Source organism: Streptomyces sp. NPDC053076 (assembly GCF_044546845.1).
Lineage (GTDB): Bacteria > Actinomycetota > Actinomycetes > Streptomycetales > Streptomycetaceae > Streptomyces.
Window position 1 is genome coordinate 489,038 of sequence record NZ_JBITZL010000004.1, and the last position, 21,675, is coordinate 510,712.

The window sequence follows — 21,675 nt, forward strand, 5'->3', positions numbered from 1 at the left end:
ATCACCTTGTGAAGCGGAAGAGGGCGGTTGCCGCCGTGTCGCCACAGTCCCCCAGTAACTCGAGCATCTCGACCGACGACCAAGCCGGGAAGAACCCCGCTGCTGCGTTCGGTCCCAACGAGTGGCTCGTCGACGAGATCTATCAGCAGTACCTCCAGGACCCGAATTCGGTAGACCGAGCCTGGTGGGACTTCTTCGCCGACTACAAGCCGGGTGCTCCTGCCACCCCGGCTCCGGCGGGTACTGCGGCCGCGGGGGCCGCAGAGCCCACCGCGGCCCCCCAGGCCCGGCCAGCGGCCCCGGCTCCGGCCCCCCAGGCCGCCGCCCCGGCGCCCGCGGCCCCGAAGCCCGCCCAGGCCCCCCCGGCCCAGCCCGCCGCCGCTCCCGCGGCGCAGGCCGCCCCCGCCCCGGCCAAGCCGGCGACGCCCGCACAGGCGCCCGCTCAGCCGAAGGCGAAGGCCGCCCCCGCCGCGCAGGCGCCCGAGGGTCCGGAGTACGTGACGCTGCGTGGTCCGTCCGCAGCCGTCGCGAAGAACATGAACGCCTCGCTGGAGCTGCCGACCGCCACCTCGGTCCGCGCGGTCCCGGTGAAGCTGCTGTTCGACAACCGGATCGTCATCAACAACCACCTCAAGCGCGCCCGCGGCGGGAAGATCTCCTTCACGCACCTCATCGGGTACGCGATGGTGCAGGCCATCAAGGCCATGCCGGCGATGAACCACGCCTTCGGCGAGAAGGACGGCAAGCCGACCCTGATCAAGCCGGCGCACGTCAACCTCGGCCTGGCCATCGACCTGGTCAAGCCGAACGGTGACCGCCAGCTCGTCGTGGCCGCCATCAAGAAGGCCGAGACGCTGAACTTCTTCGAGTTCTGGCAGGCCTACGAGGACATCGTCCGCCGCGCCCGCGACGGCAAGCTGACGATGGACGACTTCACCGGTGTCACGGTCTCCCTGACCAACCCCGGCGGCCTCGGCACCGTCCACTCCGTGCCGCGTCTGATGCCCGGCCAGTCCGTGATCATGGGCGTCGGCTCCATGGACTACCCGGCGGAGTTCCAGGGCACCAGCCAGGACACCCTGAACAAGCTCGGCATCTCGAAGGTCATGACGCTCACGTCGACCTACGACCACCGGGTGATCCAGGGCGCCGCCTCCGGCGAGTTCCTGCGCCAGGTCGCGAACCTGCTGCTGGGCGAGAACGGCTTCTACGACGACATCTTCGAGGCGCTGCGCATCCCCTACGAGCCGGTCCGCTGGCTCAAGGACATCGACGCCAGCCACGACGACGACGTCACCAAGGCCGCCCGCGTCTTCGAGCTGATCCACTCCTACCGGGTCCGCGGCCACGTCATGGCCGACACCGACCCGCTGGAGTACCGCCAGCGCAAGCACCCCGACCTGGACATCGTCGAGCACGGCCTCACCCTGTGGGACCTGGAGCGCGAGTTCGCCGTCGGCGGCTTCGCCGGCAAGTCGATGATGAAGCTGCGCGACATCCTCGGCGTGCTGCGCGACTCGTACTGCCGCACCACCGGCATCGAGTTCATGCACATCCAGGACCCCAAGCAGCGCAAGTGGATCCAGGACCGCGTGGAGCGCCCGCACTCCAAGCCGGAGCGCGAGGAGCAGCTGCGCATCCTGCGCCGGCTGAACGCGGCGGAGGCGTTCGAGACCTTCCTGCAGACCAAGTACGTCGGCCAGAAGCGCTTCTCGCTGGAGGGCGGCGAGTCCGTCATCCCGCTGCTCGACGCGGTGATCGACTCCGCGGCCGAGTCGCGTCTGGACGAGGTCGTCATCGGCATGGCCCACCGCGGCCGGCTGAACGTGCTGGCGAACATCGTCGGCAAGTCGTACGCGCAGATCTTCCGCGAGTTCGAGGGCAACCTCGACCCGAAGTCGATGCACGGCTCCGGCGACGTGAAGTACCACCTGGGCGCCGAGGGCACCTTCACGGGCCTGGACGGCGAGCAGATCAAGGTCTCGCTGGTCGCCAACCCCTCGCACCTGGAGGCGGTGGACCCGGTCCTGGAGGGCGTCGCCCGCGCCAAGCAGGACATCATCAACAAGGGCGGCACGGACTTCACCGTCCTGCCGGTGGCGATCCACGGCGACGCGGCCTTCGCGGGCCAGGGCGTGGTGGCCGAGACCCTGAACATGTCGCAGCTGCGCGGCTACCGCACCGGCGGCACGGTCCACATCGTCATCAACAACCAGGTCGGCTTCACCGCGGCCCCCGAGTCCTCGCGTTCCTCCATGTACGCGACGGACGTGGCCCGCATGATCGAGGCCCCGATCTTCCACGTGAACGGTGACGACCCGGAGGCCGTCGTGCGCGTGGCGCGGCTCGCCTTCGAGTTCCGCCAGGCGTTCAACAAGGACGTGGTGATCGACCTCATCTGCTACCGCCGCCGCGGTCACAACGAGTCGGACAACCCGGCCTTCACCCAGCCGCTGATGTACGACCTGATCGACAAGAAGCGCTCGGTGCGCAAGCTCTACACCGAGTCCCTGATCGGTCGCGGCGACATCACCCTGGAAGAGGCCGAGCAGGCCCTCCAGGACTACCAGGGCCAGCTGGAGAAGGTCTTCACCGAGGTCCGCGAGGCCACCTCGCTGCCGGCCACCGGTGACGCCCAGGCGCCGCAGGACGGCTTCCCGGTCGCGGTCCCGACCGCGATCTCGGCGGAGGTCGTCAAGCGGATCGCCGAGTCCCAGGTCAACGTCCCCGACCACATCACCGTCCACCCGCGTCTGCAGCCGCAGCTGCAGCGCCGTGCGGCGATGGTCGAGGACGGCACGATCGACTGGGGCATGGGCGAGACCCTCGCCGTCGGCTCCCTGCTGCTGGAGGGCACCCCGGTCCGCCTCGCGGGCCAGGACTCCCAGCGCGGCACCTTCGGCCAGCGCCACGCGGTGCTGATCGACCGGGAGACCGGCGAGGAGTACACCCCGCTCCAGTACCTGTCGGACGAGCAGGCCCGCCTGAACGTCTACAACTCCCTGCTCTCCGAGTACGCGGCGATGGGCTTCGAGTACGGCTACTCGCTGGCCCGCCCGGACGCGCTCGTGATGTGGGAGGCGCAGTTCGGCGACTTCGTCAACGGCGCGCAGACGGTCGTGGACGAGTTCATCTCCTCGGCCGAGCAGAAGTGGGGCCAGACCTCCGGCGTCACCCTGCTGCTGCCGCACGGCTACGAGGGCCAGGGCCCGGACCACTCCTCGGCCCGCCCCGAGCGCTTCCTCCAGCTGTGCGCGCAGAACAACATGACGGTCGCCATGCCGACGTCGCCGTCGAACTACTTCCACCTCCTGCGGTGGCAGGTGCACAACCCGCACCACAAGCCGCTGGTCGTCTTCACCCCGAAGTCGATGCTGCGTCTGAAGGCCGCGGCCTCGAAGGCGGAGGAGTTCACCACGGGCGAGTTCCGCCCGGTCATCGGCGACAGCACGGCCGACCCGGCCGCGGTCCGCAGGGTCGTCTTCTGCGCCGGCAAGGTCTACTACGACCTGGAGGCCGAGCGGGTCAAGCGCGGCGCCACGGACACGGCGATCATCCGCATCGAGCGCCTGTACCCGCTGCCGGGTGCCGAGCTCCAGGCGGAGGTCAACAAGTACCCGAACGCCGAGAAGTACCTGTGGGCGCAGGAGGAGCCGGCGAACCAGGGTGCCTGGCCGTTCATCGCGCTCAACCTGATCGACCACCTGGACCTGGCGGTCGGCGCGGACATCCCGGCCGGCGAGCGGCTGCGGCGCATCTCGCGCCCGCACGGCTCGTCCCCGGCGGTGGGTTCGGCCAAGCGCCACCAGGCCGAGCAGGAGCAGCTGGTGCGTGAGGTGTTCGAGGCGTAGCGCCTCCGGCGGTTCACCGAACCTCAGGGCCCGGTGCCGAGTTCTTACTCGGCACCGGGCCCTTCGCCTACTCGTGGGGGCGGTGGAAGCCGTGCGCGACTGCGGGCCCTCCGTGGCCGCTCGCGCAGTTCCCCGCGCCCCTCTCGGGGCGCTCTAGCCCAAGTACGCCTCGAAGTCCCAGTACGGCCTCACCCGTTGGCGGGCCGAGAGGGTGTGGGGGTGCTGGGCTCCGAGGGAGCGGGTGAGGGCCAGCAGCGCGTCCTCCTCCAGCTTGCCCGCCTCCTCCTGCTCGTGTGCCGCCCGCAGATCCGCGGCCAGCGCCACCTGGCAGGACAGGGTGAGCGGGTGCTCGTGCCCCAGGGTGTGCCGGACCCGGCGCAGGGTGTCCCGGCTCAGCTCCACCGCGTCGTCGATCCGGCCGTTGAAGTTGCGCGCGCCGGCCGCGTTGAGGGCGCAGCCCAGGACCCAGGGGTGGTCCGGGCCGAGCGTCGCGGTGAGACCGGCGAGCGCGGACTCGAACATCGACAGCGCCTCGGCCCGCTCGCCCGCGGCCTGCATCACCAGCCCGGTGTTGGAGAGCATGCCCGTGGCCACGGGGTGTGCGGGGCCGAGCAAGGACCGATAGCCCGTCTCCGCCTCGTCGATGAGGTCGCGGGCCTGCCTGAGGTCGCCGTGTTCGCGCAGGAAGTTGCCGTAGTTGGTGAGGAACGACAGGGTGCGGTAGTGCTCGCGGCCGTGCAGCTGGATCAGCTGGTCCAGCAGGCTGGACATGGCCGGCCCGACGTCCGGGGCGTGCCCGCCCTCGCGACGCCGGCACATGGCCAGCTGGGAACGGGCTTCGAGGGTCTGCGGGTGCTGCGGGCCGAGCACCTGCACATGGAGCCGTACGACCGGTTCCTGCCGGGCCAGCGCCTCCCGGTAGCGGCCGAGCAGCCGGAGGCTGTGGGTGACCGCGTTTCCGGAGTGGAGGGTGTTGATGTGCCGGGCGCGCAGCACCGTCTCGCCTCGGGCCAGGGTGTCCAGGTCGAGGTCCAGTGCCTCGGCGTACCGGCCCAGCATACGCAGGGTGACGGCGAGGTTGTGCCGGGCGACCAGGGTGGGGGGCTGGTCCGGGCCGAGGAGCCGCTCGTTGCCGTCGAGCACCTCGCGCTGGAGGTCGTACGCCTCCTGGTAACGGCCCAGGGAGCGCAGGCCGGACGCGATGGCGCTCTTGCTGACCAGCTCGCCGATCTCGTTGCGCCGGGGCGCGGCCCGCAGCTGCTTCAGCACGCCCCGGTGCAGCTCGTACAGCTCGCGGAACCGGCCACGGTTGCGCAGCATGTTGCCCTCCTGGGTGGCCAGGTCGAGCATCGGCTGGTCGATCGGATCCATGAACCGGGCCCACTGTTCGCGCACCTGCTGCGCCAGTTCCAGGCCGCCGCTGTACTCACCGCTGCGGGTGCAGTACCGCAGACAGTTCAGCACCAGCTCCTGCACGCGTGGCTGGCGGCTCTCCAGGGCGCCGGACGGCTCCAGGTGGGGCAGGAGTTCGGCGTAGCGCGGCCAGTTCCGGCTGTCGGCGGGGTTGCCCGGGTCGGCCTCGGCGAGCAGGGTGCGCACCGCCCGCCGGTGCAGGTCGCCGCCGTTGTCGCCGGTCAGTTTGGAGACGATGTCGTGGACCAGCCGGTGCATGTGCACCGACTCCTGGTGCGGGCCCGCCTCGGCGGCGAGCGGCCCGCGGGTCTCCCGGGTGAGCACCGAGTAGTTCACCAGGGTGTCCAGGGCCCGGGTCCAGGCCGGCAGGTCGGCGGACATCCAGCGCAGTTCCTCAGGCAGCTCCGCGCGCGGGTAGGCCCGGATGAGGCCGAGCGGGATGCGGCCGGGAGCGAAGGACGTGCACAGGCCGAGCACGTCGATGGCCTGCGGCTGGGAGCGGCGCAGCCTGTTGAGCAGTATGGCCCAGGAGGTGAGGGAGGACTGCGGGAAACCCTCGCCGGTCACGGGCTCGTCGACGGTGGACAGCCGCCGTTCGCGGACCATCCGCAGATACTCGTCCACCTCCATGCCGGACTCGCCGAGCCAGGAGGCGGCCTGCACCAGCGGCAGCGGCACGTCACCGAACTCGGCGGCCACCTCGTCGGCCTCCTGTGCGGTGATGTGCGTGGCGCGGCGCATCAGATAGCCGGTGGACTCCGGTCGCAGGAACGTGGGGATCTCCAGCACGTCGGTGTGCTCGCCCCAGCCCCGGTTGCGGGAGGTGATCAGGACGTGTCCGGTGCCCTGCGGGAGCAGCGTCGTCACACCCTCGATGTCGTCCCAGCCGTCGAAGACCAGCAGCCAGTTCGCGTACGGCTCCCCGCGGCGCAGCGCGTTGCGGACGGCGCGGATGCGTTCGCCGGGCTCGCTGCCGATGCGCAGGCCGAGTTCGACGGCGAGTTCGCCCAGGCGGTCGCGCTGGATGGTGCGGTCGTCGCTGTTGACCCACCACACCAGGTCGTAGTCGGTGCTGAAACGGTGCGCGTACTCGGCGGCCAGCTGTGTCTTGCCGATGCCGGACATGCCGACGAGGGTGCAGGCGGCGGCGCCGCGCTCGGCGTCGGCGAGCCGCTGGTGGAGTTCGCCCAGCAGGTCGTCGCGACCGGTGAAGCGCGGGTTGCGGCGCGGCACCTCGCCCCAGATCTCGCAGCGCTCGTCCGGGTAGCGGATCCGGCCGGACAGCGCGCGCGGACGGGCCAGCGGCTCCAGGCCGAGCCGGTGCAGCAGCCGCTCCTCGGCGGCCTCCTCGCTCAGCGCCCACAGGCTGGCCGGTTCCAGTACGGCGGTGGCGGGCAGCAGCGACCGGTTGGTGAGGTTGACCGCGGCGAACCGGTCGGCGTGGGCGGCGACGAAGCCGCGCAGCGCGTCGTTCCACTCGCCGGGCGGGCGCGGGCCCAGCTCGAAGAACCAGTCGTTGAGGACCAGCAGCACCTTTCCGCTGGCCAGCAGCAGATCGCCGAGCGAGTCCTCCAGCGCGACCTCGCGCGGCGGGTCCCAGCGCTGGAGGGTGGCCCGGTGTCCGTGCCGTTCGAGGCACTGCGCGATCCACGCCGCCCACGACCGGTAGTACCCCGGGAAGACCACGAGCACATGCTCGGGTACCGCCGCGCCGTTCGCGCCCGGCCGCCGCTGTTCCGCCATCGCCGCTCCCTGCTCCCACCGCGGCTGCCGGTCTCCTGCGGCAGCCCCGTGCACAACGTAACGCAATAAGCCGTCTACGGAGCGTCATCCCGGCGGCGGGCGGCCACCCCGAGGTGTGCGTGATGGCGGCCCATATGCCGGACGAACTCCCTTCCCTGCGGGGTCAGTTCATCGGACTCGGCCAGCACGGACAAGGCCCCGGCGACCTGCTCCCGGCACATCTCGAACCGTTCCGCGGCGCGCCGTCGCCACGCCCAGGCGGGTCCGGCGCGGGCCCGCCACCACAGGTCCAGCAGCGCCAGGTGCGCGTAGGCGCCCTGGAGGACGCCCGGGACCGGGCGCGGGTCGCGCCGCCAGCCCACCCGGTGCAGGCTGCCGCCGGGCCGCCACAGCGGGACGAGTTCGTCCAGCACGGCCAGCTTGGTGTGGTGCGTCTCGTGCACCAGCAGCTCGACCAGCTCCCGCCGGTCGGCCGGCAGCTGGGCCAGGACGGCACCGGGCGCGGTCCGCACGGTGGCACTGAGCGGCGGTCCACCCGCCGGCGGTACGAGCGGGACGACGGCGCGGACGAGCGCGGTGGTCTCGGCGGCCCGGGCGGGGTGGGTCGCGGCCAGCAGGGCGTGCGCGTCCCGCCACCGGGCGGCCCACCCGGCATGGTCGGAGCAGGGGCGCTCGGCCGCGGGCAGCGCCGCCGGTCCGATGCCGCCCACGGGCACCCGGTAGGGGTCCACGTCGTCGAGTACGGCGGTGCCGCCGGGCAGCGTGTGCAGCGCCGACCAGGCGAGGGCGCCGTCGGCGCTCCAGCGGGTGCCGGGTCCGGCCACGGCGGGGCCGGGCAGCAGCAGGGTCTGGCCGGCACTGTCGGTGATCCGCAGGGCGCCCGCCCGGCCGGACAGCCGGACCCGGCCGCGGGCGCAGCGCAGCAGTCCGATGCCGGGCAGCGGCAGGGTGCCGGCCGGCAGCGGGCGGGTGGTGGTGAACCGGCAGCGGGCGCGCAGGGCGGCGGCGACGGCCACCGCTCCCAGGCCGGCCAGGGCCTCGTGGAAGTCCGGGCCGTCGGGCGCGGCGAGCGCCGCGGCCAGCCAGGCGCCGGTCGTCGGATAGTCGAGTACGGCGCGTACGGCCGGGGCGTCGGTCCGCTCGGCCCGCTCCAGCAGCGCCCAGTCGTCCTCGAAGCGCCGCCGTACCGCCGCGGACAGGGTGCCCCGCAGAGTGTCGACCCGGACCAGGAGGGACTTCAGCAGCAGCATCCGCCGGGCATGCAGGGCGGCGCCCAGAATCCCGGTGGCCGCGGGCACCGGCCGGGTACGGGCCAGGTCGCGGAGGATCCCGGCCGGCACCGGGGCAAGCATCCCGGACGGCACCGCTCCGCCCCCGGGGGCGACCGGCCGTACGCCTCCAGCAGGCCCGGAAGTGACCGGCCGTACGCCTGCAGCGGGGCCGGGGGCGGCCGGGACGGTGGGCCGTATGTCTTCCGCGGGTCCGGATGCGGCCGGTCGTACGCCTCCCGCGGGGCCGGAGGCGGCCGGGGCGGTCGACCGCACGACTTCCACAGGCCCGGAAGTGACCGGCCGTACGCCTCCAGCGGGGTCGGAGGCGGCCGGGACGGTCGACCGCACGACTTCCACAGGCCCGGAAGTGACCGGCCGTACGCCTCCAGCAGGCCCAGGGGCGACCGGGGCGGCCGGTCGAACGGCTCCGGGGGCGGCCGGGTTGGCCGGCCGTACGCCTTTGGCAGGTCCGGGGGCGGCCGGTCGTACGCCTCCCACGGGGCCGGGGATGGGCGGGGCGGTCGGGCGTATGTGTTCCGCGGGTCCGACGGCTCCCGGGTTCATGCCACGGTGTCCTCGCCGCGTAAGGACTGCCTCGCGGGTCCGGCCGAAAACACACGCTCGGGTCCGTCCGGCGCGATCCCGTCGTCGCCGCCGGTGGTGTACCAGACCCGGCGCAGCCCCTCCGGGTCGGCGAGCACCCCGGCGACCGCCGCGAGCACCGCCGGATGGTCCATGGCACGCAGTGTCCGCAGGTCGACGTCGGTGAGGTCGGACGGCAACACGGCCTCTACGACGTCCTCGCCTAGGCCGGCCCCCCGTGACTTTGGCTCCCCCACCCTCGGCTCCTCCCTGCACTACGCCCGCCCCGCGCAGCCGCAGTGGCTGCCCACTTCTTCCCGACAGGCCGGAAGCAGAAACCCCGGACGGCTCAACTCCGGTCAAGTTCGCCCGCGCCGACCCAGTCCTGGGCCCAAGGCCACCAGGGCGGAGCCGTTTCCCGCCACGCCTGCTCCGGCAGCGACCGGGCGTCCGCGGGCGGCGGTTCCTGCTCCGCCCGCCGGGTCAGCTCGACATCGGCCCAGTCGACCCGGCGCAGCGCCCCGACGAGCCGCTGCCACTGTTCCCGGGCCGCCCGGAACGCGCCGCCGGCCGCGCCGGGCCGCCCCATCAGCGCCAGCACCGCGCCGCAGCCGTGCCGGGCGCGGGCGGCCGTCACCGAGCCGGGGTCGCCGCCATGGGCCGCCTCCGCCTCCCGCTCGGCGTTCTCGTACGCCTGTAGCGCCTCCGTCAGCATCGGCGCGCCCGCGTGGTACCAGCCCTCCAGCCGCACCCGGCCCAGCTGGAGCCACACCTCGGCCCGTACGGCCGCGTCGGTCGCCGCGCGCACCGCCTGGCCGAGCAGATGCCGGCTCTCGAACAGGTCGGGCAGGAAACCGAGATGGCGGAAGCGCTGGGCGAGCGCGCTGCCGACCAGGCCCTGGAGCCGGCCGCGGTGCGCGGAGCGGGCGGGCAACGACTTCAGCGCCTCGCGCAGCACGTACTCGGCCCGGTCCACCACACCGGCGCCGTCGCCCGCCGAGGCCCGTCTGAGCAGCGACTCGCCCCAGGCGGTGAGGAGTTGGACGCGCAAAGTGCCGTCGGCGGGGGCGAGCAGCGCGGCACGCTCGTAAGCCGCGTCGGCCTCCCCGGGCTCCCCGGCCGCGGCGTGGAACGCGGCGAGCGCGGTCAGCGACGGCAGCAGCAGGGCCGGGTCGTCGCCGGCGGCCCGCCGGGCCTCGTGCAGCGCCTGCCGGGTCTCGGCGTCCTCGGCGCCGGCCCCGCGCAGCGCCCGCGCGAGATCGAGCAGCGCGGGCCCGCGCACGGCGTCGGAGGCCCGCTCCCGCACCAGCAGCGCGCAGGCTTCGCGCAGTTCGGGTACGGCGGCACCGGGATGCCGCAGATCGAGCAGGATCCGGCCCCGCAGCAGCAGCCGTTCCCGATGAACGCCCACCTCCCAGGGCGCCACCGCCGCCCTGGCCCCGCCTCCCTGCCCAGCTCCCCCGGCCTCACCTGCCCCACGGACCCCACCGACGCCAACGCCACTCACGCCACCCACGCCAACGCGGAACGACGCGTCGCCGACCCCGATGCCGCCACCGCCGCTGTCCCGGCCCGCGGTCCCGTCCGCGCCCCGGTCGCTGTCCCCGTCTGTGCCCGCGCCCGCGTCCCTCTTCCCGCCCGCGTCCCGGCCCCCGACCTCCGGGTCCCGGCCCCCGGCCCTGCCGGCGTCTCCGGCCCCGATCGCGACCCCGCCGGCGTCCCGGGCCGCGGCCCCGTCCGGGTCTGAGGTGGGGGCGCCCTGCCAGCTACGGGACGTGGTGGTGATCCGGGGCCAGGGCGGGGTGTCGGCGTCCAGGGTGCGCAGGGCTTCGGCCAGTTGGTCCGTCTCCGCCGTCAGGCGCCACAACTCACGGCGGCAGGAAGCGAGTTCCAGGGCCGCCTCGGCCCGCTCCCGGCTGTCGGCCGGGGCCGCGGCGTACGCGGTGGCGAGTTCGGCCGCGGCCTCCCGCAGCAGCCCGGCCCGCCGTCCCTCCGTCCGCGCGCCCGCCGTGCCGGCCTCCGCGCGCAGCACGCGGCCGAGGACCAGGCGGGCCCGGGTCGCCGCGGCGGGTGCGAGGGCGGGGGCAGGGGCCGGCGCGGCGGCCGTGCTCGCCGCGGCGATCCGGGCCTGTTCCCGGGCCCGGCGCAGCATCTCCGGGTCGGCGAGCTGCCGCCACCCCGCGAGCAGTCGTTCGGCCTCGGTCAGCGGGTCGGGCGTGACCAGGTCCGGGAGGTAGAACCGCAGCACACGCGCGGGGATGCGGGCGAACAGCTCGGTCTCCACGCTGCCGCCGTCCCGCGCCCCACCCTCCTCGGTGGGCTGCCCGGTGCCTGCGGCCGGGGCGCGATCGGCCAGCCGGGCCGCGGCCAGGGCGGCGAAGTTGCGGGTGCCCTTGCCGAAGTGCCGTTCCACGTAGGCCGAGCAGTGCTTGAGGACGAGACCGGCGGTGTCCTGGTCGAGGGAGGACAGCAGCAGGTCCTGCATCCGGGGCGAGTAGGCGAAGCAGGGCTGGCCCCCGGTACCGGGCAGCTGCCGCAGCAGTCCGCCGAGCAGCACCTCGGCCAGTTCCATGGGTCCGGTGTCGGGCAGCATGGCCCGCTGGACCAGCTGCATCACGGGCAGGGTGAGAGGCGCGGCGGCGAGGTAGACGGCGAGCCGGAGGGCGCCGGGCGAGGCCCCGGCGCGGAAAGCGCGCAGCAGGTCGTCGTCGCTGCGCGGCGGCGGGGCGGTGGCCGGTTCCGCGGGTACCACGGCGGGGTGGGCGAAGCCGGCCCAGGCGTGCTCGCGGGTCGGTCCGGTACCGGCGAGCAGCCGGGCGAACGCCTCGAACGCCTCCGGGGTGGGCTGGAGCACGGGCACCGGCCGGGCGCCGGGCGGGATCTCCTCCCAGGGCTCGTCCTCGGGCAGGAAATCGAGGCGCCCGCCGGTCTCTCCGGTGCGGACCAGCAGCCCGGGCTCGGCGGGCAGCGCGGTACGGCCCCACAGGCGGGGCGGCAGCGGCTGGATCACCGCCAGCGGGGCGGTGCGCGGCCAGCCGTGCAGCAGGCGCTGCGCGATGCCGTGCTGCCACAGCGGACCGACGCAGTCGCTGATGACGAAGGTGAGCCGGCGCCCGCTGGGATCGTGCAGCTCGTCGGCGGGGCGCAGCCGGGTGCGCCGGCCGGGACCGGCGGTGGTACCGACGAGGGGAGCGCCGGAGTCGTCGGCGTACAGGTGGTGGACGCGGACGGAGGCGAACGCGCCGGACTGCTGGCAGGCCTGGCGCAGTTCCTCGACCATCTCGCCCCACACGGCCATGGCGGGACCGGTGTCCATGAGCAGCTGCACGTCGCAGCGCCGGTGGCGGCCGGGCCGGGTGACGGGGAGCAGGATGCCGCTGGCGGCGGCCCGGTCCGCCGTGGCCGCCTCGTCGATCCGCTCGTCCTGGCCGTGCACGGAGGCCGTCCGGTACCGGCCGAGGACACGCAGTGCCTTCTGCAGGCCCAGCAGTCCGGGCAGGGCGCCGGCGGCGGGGGCGCGGACCGGGAAGAGCACGGGGGCGTCCCCGGTCCGGCCGTGCGAGCCGGGGCCGAGGGTGTGCAGCGGGACGGCCGGGGCGGGTGCCGCCGCGGAGGGCGCCGGCGGGGCGCCCGGACCGGCTGCCGGAGAGGCACCGGCCGGTGCGGCCTCCGCTTCCGGGCCGGGCACGCCGTCCGGCCCCGCCGCGCGGGTGCCGGTGCGGGGGGTGCCCGGGCTACCAAAGTTGGGGTTGCCAAGGCTGCCGGGGTTGTCGCCGGATGGGGTCGTGCCGAGCCGCCGGGCCAGCCACAGCGCGTCCGCCACGTCCTCGGCGGTCGGCTGGAGGCCGCCCTGGCGCAGCTTGCCGATCAGCTCGTCCAGACGCATCCCCGGCATCCGCCTCTCACCTCGTGCGGTCGAGTGGTTGCATCAGCATCTCGGCGATCCGCTCGCGGGTGAGGCCCTGGGCGTGCGGATCGTGCTGGGTGAGGAACAGGGCGTTGAGGAGCTGGTCCGCGGCGAGCACCTCGCCGGGTTCGCGCTCCAGGAACCTGCGGATCAGGTCGGCGCCGGCGCCGGCGCCGTCCTCACCGAGGTGCGCCTCGACCATGGCGGTGAGCTGCTCCTCACCGGGCGGGTCGAGTTCCAGCTGGACGCAGCGGCGCAACAGCGGGGCGGGGAAGTCCCGTTCGCCGTTGGAGGTCAGCACGATCACCGGGAACGCGGTGCACGCGATGCGCCCGCCGTGCACGGCGACCCGGTCACCGTCGTGCGTGAGCACCTCGACGACGGGTTCGCGGTCCGCCAGCCGTTCCAGCTCGGGAATCGAGAACTCGCCCTCCTCCAGGGTGTTCAGCAGGTCGTTGGGCAGGTCGAGGTCGCTCTTGTCCAGCTCGTCGATGAGCAGCACACGGGGCTGCTCGGCGGGCAGGAGCGCGGTGCCGAGCGGCCCGAGCCGGAGGTAGGAGCCGATGCCGGAGGCGGCGGCACCCCCCTCGTCCCCGCGGGCGCGCTCCAGCTGGACGTCCTGGAGCCGGGCTATGGCGTCGTAGCGGTACAGCCCGTCCTGGAGGGTGGTGCGGCTGACGATGGGCCAGCGCAGCACCTTGCCCAGGCCGAGTTCGTGGGCGATGGCATACGCGAGGGTCGACTTGCCCGTTCCCGGGTTGCCGGTCACCAGCAGGGGCCGCCGCAGATAGAGGGCGGCGTTGACCGCGTCCACCTCGGCCGGCCGGGGCGCGTAGTTCTCGACCAGACGGCGGCGCACTCCGAGCCGGCGGGCGCTGCTGGGGTCCTCCGGGCCGCTCCCGGTGTCCTCCCGGGAGGCGGCGAAGTCGCGCCAGGGCGGCGGCGCCGGCAACCGTCGCATGCCGTCGTGCGGCTGACCCACTCCGCGGTAGATCCGCCAGTCGTTCACCTTGGGCTCCTCCCGGCTTCGGTGATCATGCAGCGGGCCCGGCCGTCCGACGTACGAGGCTACCGTCCGCCGCCCGTGCCCGCCGGGGTTCGCGGCGCCCAGTCCCCCATCCTTTCCGGTGAACGGCCCTATCACTCGGTGGAGTTGACGGCGCGTTCACCCGGACGGGGGCACCGGCGGGTCAGCCGCCGGGCGAGGCCAGCGGCGGCGGCCGCATGCTCTCCGTCCCGTACGGCGGCCGGTCCGGCGGGTCGAACAGTACGGCGATCTTCCCGCGCAGGCCGTTCGCCCGGGCCGTGTCCGGGTCGGCCAGCCGGATGCGCAGGTCGCGGACCGGGCCGTGCAGCCCGTCGGCGTGCCCGGCGAATCCCAGCAGCCCGGCGGCCTGCTGATGGAAGTCCCCGCACTCCCCATGATCATGCCGGTCGCGGCGCCACAGCACCACCGAGTGCCCGGAGCGCAGCGCGTCCCGCATCGCCGCGTACCCCTCGCCGCTGCCGACGGGGCCGCAGTAGACGGGCACGGAGGCGTCGCTCATCGCCGACAGATCGCCGTAGTACGGGTACTTGCCCCCGGCCGGGGCACCCGGCGGGTGGCCGTCGGCGGGGGGCCGCCCGTGCAGCGTCCCGTGCGCCAGCGGTCCGCGCAGGACGCCCTTCCAGCGTCGGCGCCATTCCGGGGAGGGCGGCAGGCCGTTGCGCCGGACGTCCCGGACGACGACGGTCCGCCGCATTCCGAGCGGCAGGGCCCGCTCGTCCACGAAGTCGTCGTCCTCGTCGTCCTCGTCGTCCTCACCGCCCCAGCCTCCCCCGGCGCCCCAGCCGTCGTCCGGCGCGCCGGGCAGCAACTGCCAGTCGTCCACCGGGAGATCGAACAGCTTGCGGGGCAGGAAGACCTCGATCGCGGCGAGGTGCTCCCCGTGGTCCCCCTGGCTCAGCGCCCGGGCCAACGGCTCCCGCAGCGCCCCCGCCAGCTCCTCGGCCCGCGCGCCCCGGTCGTCGCCGGCGACCGGGGTGACGTCCTGGCCGTCGTAGATCAGCTGCACGCTCCACGGATGCCGGCCGTAGGTGGCGGGGCCGACCTTGACGAGCACGTCGGTGCGGGTGCCGGAGGTGGACACGCCGGTGCGGAGGCCGAAGGGGGGCACGTCGGTGCGGGTGCCGGAGGGGGGCACGCCGGTACCGGTGCCGTAGGAGGGCACGCCGGCCGACTGTGCGGCGCGGCTCCGGTCGGCGGCGGGCGACGGCGCCGGTTCCGGGGCGCCGACGGGAGCCTCGGCGGGCGCGGTGGACTCGAGCGCGGTGGGCGCAGGCGCGGTGGACGTGGACGCGTGTCCGGTGGGGAGCGGCGGCTCGGTGGGTGATGGCGTGCCGGCGCATTCGGTCGGGGGCGGCGCTTCGACGGAGCCGACCGCGGACAGCGCGTCCAGGGACTCGGCCGGCGGGGGCACTTCGGCCGTCCCACCCTGCGGCAGGACGCCGGACGTCCCGTTCAGCACCGGCGCCCCGTTCGGCGTCGGCGCCCCGTTACACACCGGCGCCCCCCTAGGCGTCGGCGGCCCGTTAGGCGTCGGCGCTCCGGTCGACGTCGGCGCCCTGTCCGGCGGCACCGGCGTTCCGTTGGGACGGCCGTCGGGAAGCATCCCGGAGGGGGGATCACCGGGCGACGTGGGCGCGCAGTCGGCCCGCTCCGCCCCGTCGGCCCCCTCCAGCAGCGCGCGGATGGCCTCGCCGACCGCCCAGTGGCTGTGCCCGACGGCCTGCGCGGCGATCCAGTCGGTGAACGCCCGCAACCGCTCCGCGTCCACCTTGCCGGCGCACTCCCGGTCGGTCCTGCGGGCCACCCGGGCCGCGTACAGCAGAACGGCGTCCAGGTCGACCAGGGTTCCGCCACCGCCCGGCTCCAGCGTGCGCAGACCGTGGAGCAGCCCGGCACCCTCACGCCAGGTCCGCACGTTGCGCAGCACCAGCGAGCGCAGGCGTTCACCCCGCACCTGCTCCTTCACGTCCTCCACGAGGTGGACGACCTCGCCCGCTCCGGCCGGGGGCGGCAGGTGGGCGAGATGGCCGTAGAGCCGTGTGCGCAGCTCCGCGGTGATTCCGGAGACGGAGGTCGCGGGCCCGGACAGGGCGGCCTGGAAGGCGGTCCAGTCCGGGTACGGCGACGCGGTGCCGAGGAGGCTCGCGTGGTGCAGGTCGTGCGCGCGCAACACCTCGCGCACCACGCGTCCCGCCTCGCGCGAGTCCAGCAGTTCGTACAGCGCGGTGACGGGGACGGCGACGCCCTCCTCCCGCCGGCGCCCTTTGATCACGCCGATGACCGCGCCCTGCCGCAGGTCGAGCACCGGGCCGCCGGACAGTCCGCCGATCGGCAGGCTGCCGGCGAGCAGCAGGGCCCGCGCGTCGGATCCGGCGAGTTCACCGGTGCCGTGCCGGATGCCCAGCTCGCCGGTCTGCACCGACCAGCCGTAGAGCCCGAGGGAAGTGCGCGGGCCCGCTTCCCGGTCGCCGAGCCACAGGCAGCGGACCTGGTCGGCGCCGGTGACCCGGACGAGCGCGAGGTCGGGGAAGGGCCAGGGGTCACGCGCCGGCCCCGCGCCCTCGGGCCGGGGCACGACGACGACGGCCGTCCCGGTGCCGCTGCGCGGCTCCCAGGCGCCGACGGCGGTGCGCTCCTGCCAGGTCACGCTCAGGGCGCTCTCCCCTCGGCACACCGCGGCTCCCCCCTTCCCCACGACGTGGGCGCAGGTCAACAGCCAACCCGGGGCTATGAAGAACCCCGACCCCCAGTACGAGTCACGGTCCGTTGCATACCCGTCACCCGGTGCGCCGATGCGTGCGAGAGAGGGGCGCACCATCTCGTCGAAGGCGCTCATACGACCCCGGGAGCCGGGGACTGCGGCGGTACGACACCATCGCCCCGCGCCGCGGGGTTCGCGCCGTCCGTCGCCGTGGCCGGTTCCGTCCAGGTCAGGGAGACGGTGAGGGAAGACGTGCCACCGCCCTCGGCGATGGCACTGACGATCTTGCCCGATTGCGCCGTCAGTTCGATCCCGAAGCTGACGGAGACCTCGACGGGAGCCGGTGCGTCCAGACCGGCGCGCAGGGAGCGCACGACACCACCGACCGTGCCGGCCAGTCCCTCCGCCATGTCGATGACCCGGCCACCGAGTCCGGTGTCCCAGTAGCCGCCCTCGTCCAGCGCCTCCTCGTCGACCGCGCCGATCCTGGCCCAGACGACCGTTCCGTCGTCCAGGCGTACACGTTGGACTCCTCCGGCCATGACGCACCCCCGTTCGCCGATGGGAGGAGAAGGCTAACTCCCGGGAAGGAAGAGGGGGAGGGGAAGACGAGAGCCGGTGAACGATACGGCCGATGATCGCCCCTGAGGGCGCGGAAGTGGCCGCACCGGCGCGGCCCTCGCCCACTCGCCCCCCTAGCCCGCTCGCCCCCTTGCCCTCGCCGCACCCTTGTCCGCCGGCGCCCGCGCCCCACCCTTGTCCGCCGGGGCCCGCGCCTCGGGCCGCCGGTCTCTTTTGCCCGCCGGCCACTTTTGCCCGCCGGCCGCACTTGTCCGCCGGCCGCCCTGGCGCGCGTCGTCCTCCTGCGCTCGGCTACTCGTCGTCCTCGTCGTCGAGCCGCGCGAGCCAGGTGGCGAGCCGCTCCACGGGGACCTCGAAGTCCGGGTTGAGATCCACGAACGTGCGCAACTGCTCGGCAAGCCACTCGAAGGTGACCTCTTCCTCGCCGCGCCGCTTCTCCAACTCCTCGATACCGCGGTCGGTGAAGTACATAGGGGTGCGTCTCCTGCGTTCACATCCAGCCTGGAAATAACTCCCACCAGACTATGCGCCCCGACCGGGGTGACGATCCGGGAGCCACCGCGGCGTTCGGGCCACCGCCCCCGCGCACACCTCCCCCGCGCCGGCGCGTCCCCTCGTCCACCACCCGGGCGCCCCGCGCCGGCCGCGCCCCGTGGCGCCACCCGCCTTGACTTCCCACGGCCGCGATATATCGTGTTTGTCACGCGGACGCGATATGGCGCGTCACGACCGTGTCCGGCCGAGGAGGTCCCATGTCCGAGTGGTCCGTCACCGAACCCCAGAAACTGACCTTCGACACTCCCGTGCGCGACCTCCAGGTCCGCATCGTCAACGGCACGGTGAACGTCGTGGGCACGGACGAGGTTTCCGCCCGCCTGGAGGTGTCGGATCTCGAAGGGCCACCCCTGCTGGTCACCCGGAACGGCGGCACTCTCACCGTGGCGTACGAGGACCTGCCCTGGAAGGGCTTCCTCAAGTGGCTCGACCGCAAGGGCTGGCGGCGCAGCGCCGTCGTCTCCCTCGCCGTCCCCGCCGACACCCGCGTGGAGGTGGGCGTGGTCGGCGCCGGAGCGGTCGTCTCCGGCATCCGCGGCCCCGCGGTGATCAAGGGCGTGACCGGCGACACCACCCTGGTCGGCGTCTCGGGGCCGGTGCGCGCGGACACCGTCTCCGGGAACCTGGAGGCCCAGGCCGTCACCGGTGACCTGAAGTTCCACTCGGTCTCGGGAGATCTGACGGTCGTCGAGGCTTCCGGCCCCTCCGTGCGCGCCGACACCGTCAGCGGCTCCATGATCGTCGACCTGGACCCGGACGGTCCGACGGACGTCGGCCTCACCAGCGTCTCCGGCGAGATCGCCATCCGCCTGCCGCACCCGGCGGACGCCGAGGTGGAGGCGAACACCGCGAGCGGCACGATCTCCAACGCCTTCGACGGTCTGCGCGTGCACGGCCACTGGGGCGCCCACAAGATCACCGGCCGCCTGGGCGCGGGCACCGGCAGGCTCCGGGCCACCACGGTCTCCGGCTCGATCGCCCTGCTACGCCGCCCTTCCCGGGACGACGAGGAGAGCGTCCCCTGGGAAACCGAGCCTCCACGAACCGCCGACACCGGCACCGGCACCGCACCCCACCCGGCCGACCACCCCCCGGCCGCCCCGGGGGACACTTCCGTCTCCGGCCAGGACACCGACGCCGGCGGCGCCCCGGCCGACGGCACGACCGACAAGAAGGTGCTCTGACATGGCCCCCGTCTTCGCCCACGGCCGCCTCCGCCTGTACCTGCTCAAGCTGCTCGACGAGGCCCCGCGCCACGGCTACGAGGTGATCAGGCTCCTGGAGGAACGCTTCCAGGGTCTCTACGCCCCCTCGGCGGGCACGGTCTACCCCCGCCTGGCCAAGCTGGAGGCGGAGGGCCTGGTCCGGCACACCACCGAGGGTGGCCGCAAGGTGTATGCCATCACGGACGCGGGCCGCGCCGAGCTGGCCGACCGCAGCGGCGAGCTGGCCGACCTGGAACTGGAGATCCGCGAGTCGGTGGCGGAACTGGCCGCCGAGATAAGGGCTGACGTGCGCGGCGCGGCCGGCGACCTGCGCCGCGAGATGCGCGCCGCCGCGTCCGAGGCCCGCCGGGGCGAGCGGGCGCCCGGTGGCGAGTCGCCCTACGGGGAGTACGGCGAGATGAACGACAAGGAGGCATGGAAGGCCGCCAAGGAGGAGATGCGCCGGGTCAAGCAGGAGTGGAAGGAGCAGGCGCGGCGCGCCAAGGACGAGAGCCGCCGGGCCCGCGAGGAGGCCCAGCGGGCCCGGAGCCAGGCGCAGGAGGCGCAGGCGCGTGCGCGGGCCCAGGCCCAGGAGGAGATGCAGCGCATCGCCCGTCGGGTGCAGGACCGGGTCCAGGACCACTTCACGCGCGGCGACTGGCCGACGGGCGTCCGCGAGGGCCTGACCGAGCTGGCCAAGGAGTTCGGCGAGTTCGGGAAGGAGTACGGCAAGGGGTTCAGCAAGGAGTTCGGCAAGGACTGGGGTTTCGGCCGCACCACCGAGGAAACGGCGACGGCCAACGGTTCCGCGGAACCGCACCACACGTCCGCCGCGAAGGACTTCCCCGCCGAGTACGAGCCGTCCTGGGCCCACGAGGAGTCCACCGGCGACCCGGCCCGCGATCTGGACCGTCTCCTGGACCGCTTCCGCGACGACATCCGCGACACGGCCCGCGACCACGGCGTCACCCCGACCCAGCTCCGCGAAGCCCGCCACCACCTGTCCACAGCAGCGGCCCGCATCGCGGCCCTGCTCCACACCCCGCCCCGCTGACGCTCCGCCCCGGCGAGCGGCACGAACAGCCCGGCCCCCCGAGACAGCCGACCGAGACGACCGGGCAAACACCGGACCCCGGGACAAACCCCCGACCGACCACCCTCCAGCCAACCGCAACCCCAACCGATCCGTATGGCCGGGTGGGCAACCCCCCGGGCCCGGGGGGTTGCAGCGGGCGGGCGACCTTTCAGCCGGCCGAGTCGGACAGGCGGCCGGGCGAGCAAACCCCCGGGGGGCCCGGGGCGAAGCCCCGCGAGGCGCCCACCTCCCAGCCCACCGAGCCGCGCAGCCGGGCAGGCAGACACCCGCTCGAGGAGCGCGAGCAGCAGATGCTCGGCGTCGACGGTCTGCGCGCCCGCGCGGATCGAACCCGCCTCGGTCTCGACGCCCTCTCAGCCCGAACCCGGCCCGGACTCGACGGCCCCTCAGCCCCAACCCGCCCGGGCTCGACGCCCGCCCCCTCCGACGCGACGACCGCTCAGCTCACAGTTCCCCGCAGCCGCGACGACCGCTCAGCCCGAAGCCCCCCCGCAGCCGCGACGACCACTCAGCCCGAAGCCCCCCGCAGACTCAACGGCCGCTCAGCCCCGACGCGCCGGCATATCTCAGGAGTTGGTGAGCACGATCTTCCCGAACTGCTCGCCGGACGCCAGCCGTTCGAAGCCCTCGCGGGCCCGGTCCAGCGGCAGCTCCTCGTCGATGACGGGCCGTACGCCGGTCGCGGCGCAGAAGGACAGCAGGTCCTCCAGCTCGTCCTTGGTGCCCATCGTGGAGCCGACCACCTTCAGTTCGAGGAAGAAGATCCGGGTCAGTTCGGCATGCGAGGGCCGGTCCCCACTGGTGGCACCGGAGATGACGAGCGTGCCGCCGGGCCGCAGGGACTTCACCGAGTGGGACCAGGTGGCGGCACCCACGGTCTCGATGACGGCGTCCACCCGCTGCGGCAGCCGTACCCCGGGCTCCACGGCCTCCACCGCCCCGAGCTCCAGGGCCCGCTTCCGCTTCGCCTCGTCCCGGCTGGTGGCGAAGACACGCAGCCCGGCCGCCTTGCCGAGGATGATCGCGGCCGTGGCGACACCGCCGCCCGCGCCCTGCACGAGGACCGAGTCCCCCGGCCGCACCCCGGCGTTCGTGAACAGCATCCGGTACGCCGTCAGCCAGGCCGTCGGCAGACAGGCGGCCTGGGCGAAGGACAGTTCCCGCGGTTTGGGCAGGACGTTCCAGGTCGGCACGGCGACCTGTTCGGCGAAGGTGCCCTGATAGCGCTCGGTGAGGATGGAGCGCGGCTCACCGGGGCCGACGCCGTGGCCGGTCTGGCCGATGACGGAGTGCAGGACGACCTCGTTGCCGTCCGCGTCGACGCCGGCGGCGTCGCAGCCGAGGATCATCGGCAGCCGGTCCTCCGGCAGGCCGACGCCCCGCAGGGACCAGAGGTCATGGTGATTGAGGGAAGCGGCCCGCACGGTGATGGTGCTCCAGCCGGGACGGGCCTCGGGAGCCGGACGCTCCCCCAACTCAAGGCCGGTGAGCGGCTGGTCGCGGTCGATTCGGGCGGCGTAGACAGCGAACATGCTGCCGACGATAGGTGCGCGGTGCAGCCGACGGAACCACGGCGCCCTGTGACACATACCCTCTTGCGCGAGAGCACTCGTGCGGCGCAGCCCGCTGACAGCACCCCGAGAGCACGCCTCCTTCACCCGGCAAGGCGGGCGGACGGGCAGAGAAACGGCCCCGTCCGGGCGGACGGGGCCGTTCAGTGG

General features: G+C 74.0%; 12 protein-coding genes. 3 read left to right on the forward strand and 9 right to left on the reverse strand.

What is annotated here, in order from left to right:
* Positions 1-35: 35 nt before the first annotated feature.
* Positions 36-3,851, forward strand: coding sequence for a multifunctional oxoglutarate decarboxylase/oxoglutarate dehydrogenase thiamine pyrophosphate-binding subunit/dihydrolipoyllysine-residue succinyltransferase subunit (locus tag ACIGYR_RS19605; protein ID WP_399597854.1), 3,816 nt, complete (start codon positions 36-38; stop codon positions 3,849-3,851).
* Between the two features lie 153 nt (positions 3,852-4,004).
* On the opposite strand, the gene fxsT is transcribed toward ACIGYR_RS19605, so the two are convergent.
* The 8 genes from fxsT to ACIGYR_RS19645 all read right to left on the reverse strand — a co-directional run bounded on the left by fxsT (position 4,005) and on the right by ACIGYR_RS19645 (position 17,569).
* Positions 4,005-7,007 (reverse strand): FxSxx-COOH system tetratricopeptide repeat protein, encoded by a 3,003-nt coding sequence (fxsT, locus tag ACIGYR_RS19610; protein ID WP_399597850.1) that lies wholly within the window; start codon positions 7,005-7,007, stop codon positions 4,005-4,007.
* A gap of 74 nt (positions 7,008-7,081) precedes the next feature.
* Positions 7,082-8,347, reverse strand: a complete 1,266-nt coding sequence (locus ACIGYR_RS19615) for an aKG-HExxH-type peptide beta-hydroxylase (protein ID WP_399597848.1) — start codon at positions 8,345-8,347, stop codon at positions 7,082-7,084.
* 491 nt (positions 8,348-8,838) lie between these two features.
* The gene (locus ACIGYR_RS19620) at positions 8,839-9,117 is read right to left on the reverse strand and encodes a hypothetical protein (RefSeq protein WP_399597845.1); all 279 of its coding nucleotides are present in this window, start codon (positions 9,115-9,117) and stop codon (positions 8,839-8,841) included.
* A gap of 92 nt (positions 9,118-9,209) precedes the next feature.
* Positions 9,210-12,755, reverse strand: coding sequence for an SAV_2336 N-terminal domain-related protein (locus ACIGYR_RS19625; protein WP_399597844.1), 3,546 nt, complete (start codon positions 12,753-12,755; stop codon positions 9,210-9,212).
* 7 nt (positions 12,756-12,762) lie between these two features.
* On the reverse strand, positions 12,763-13,776 hold the full coding sequence (locus ACIGYR_RS19630) for an AAA family ATPase (protein WP_391840703.1): 1,014 nt from the start codon (positions 13,774-13,776) through the stop codon (positions 12,763-12,765).
* Positions 13,777-13,957: 181 nt separating this feature from the next.
* On the reverse strand, positions 13,958-16,651 hold the full coding sequence (locus tag ACIGYR_RS19635) for a trypsin-like peptidase domain-containing protein (RefSeq protein WP_400014267.1): 2,694 nt from the start codon (positions 16,649-16,651) through the stop codon (positions 13,958-13,960).
* Positions 16,648-17,058 (reverse strand): CU044_2847 family protein, encoded by a 411-nt coding sequence (locus tag ACIGYR_RS19640; protein WP_399597841.1) that lies wholly within the window; start codon positions 17,056-17,058, stop codon positions 16,648-16,650. The genes ACIGYR_RS19635 and ACIGYR_RS19640 overlap by 4 nt, the downstream gene beginning before the upstream one ends.
* A gap of 331 nt (positions 17,059-17,389) precedes the next feature.
* The gene (locus tag ACIGYR_RS19645; RefSeq protein ID WP_003992906.1) at positions 17,390-17,569 is read right to left on the reverse strand and encodes a DUF6104 family protein; all 180 of its coding nucleotides are present in this window, start codon (positions 17,567-17,569) and stop codon (positions 17,390-17,392) included.
* A 281-nt stretch (positions 17,570-17,850) separates the two neighbouring features.
* On the opposite strand from ACIGYR_RS19645, the gene ACIGYR_RS19650 reads away from it, so the two are divergent.
* Both ACIGYR_RS19650 and ACIGYR_RS19655 read left to right on the forward strand, forming a co-directional pair.
* A complete protein-coding gene (locus ACIGYR_RS19650; protein WP_399597838.1) occupies positions 17,851-18,837 on the forward strand; it encodes a DUF4097 family beta strand repeat-containing protein in 987 nt (328 codons plus the stop codon).
* Position 18,838: 1 nt separating this feature from the next.
* Positions 18,839-19,912, forward strand: a complete 1,074-nt coding sequence (locus tag ACIGYR_RS19655; protein WP_399597835.1) for a PadR family transcriptional regulator — start codon at positions 18,839-18,841, stop codon at positions 19,910-19,912.
* A 608-nt stretch (positions 19,913-20,520) separates the two neighbouring features.
* Here the strand turns inward: ACIGYR_RS19655 and ACIGYR_RS19660 are convergent.
* Entirely contained in the window at positions 20,521-21,486 is a 966-nt protein-coding gene (locus tag ACIGYR_RS19660) for a zinc-binding dehydrogenase (protein WP_391840692.1), read from the reverse strand.
* Between the last annotated feature and the right edge of the window lie 189 nt (positions 21,487-21,675).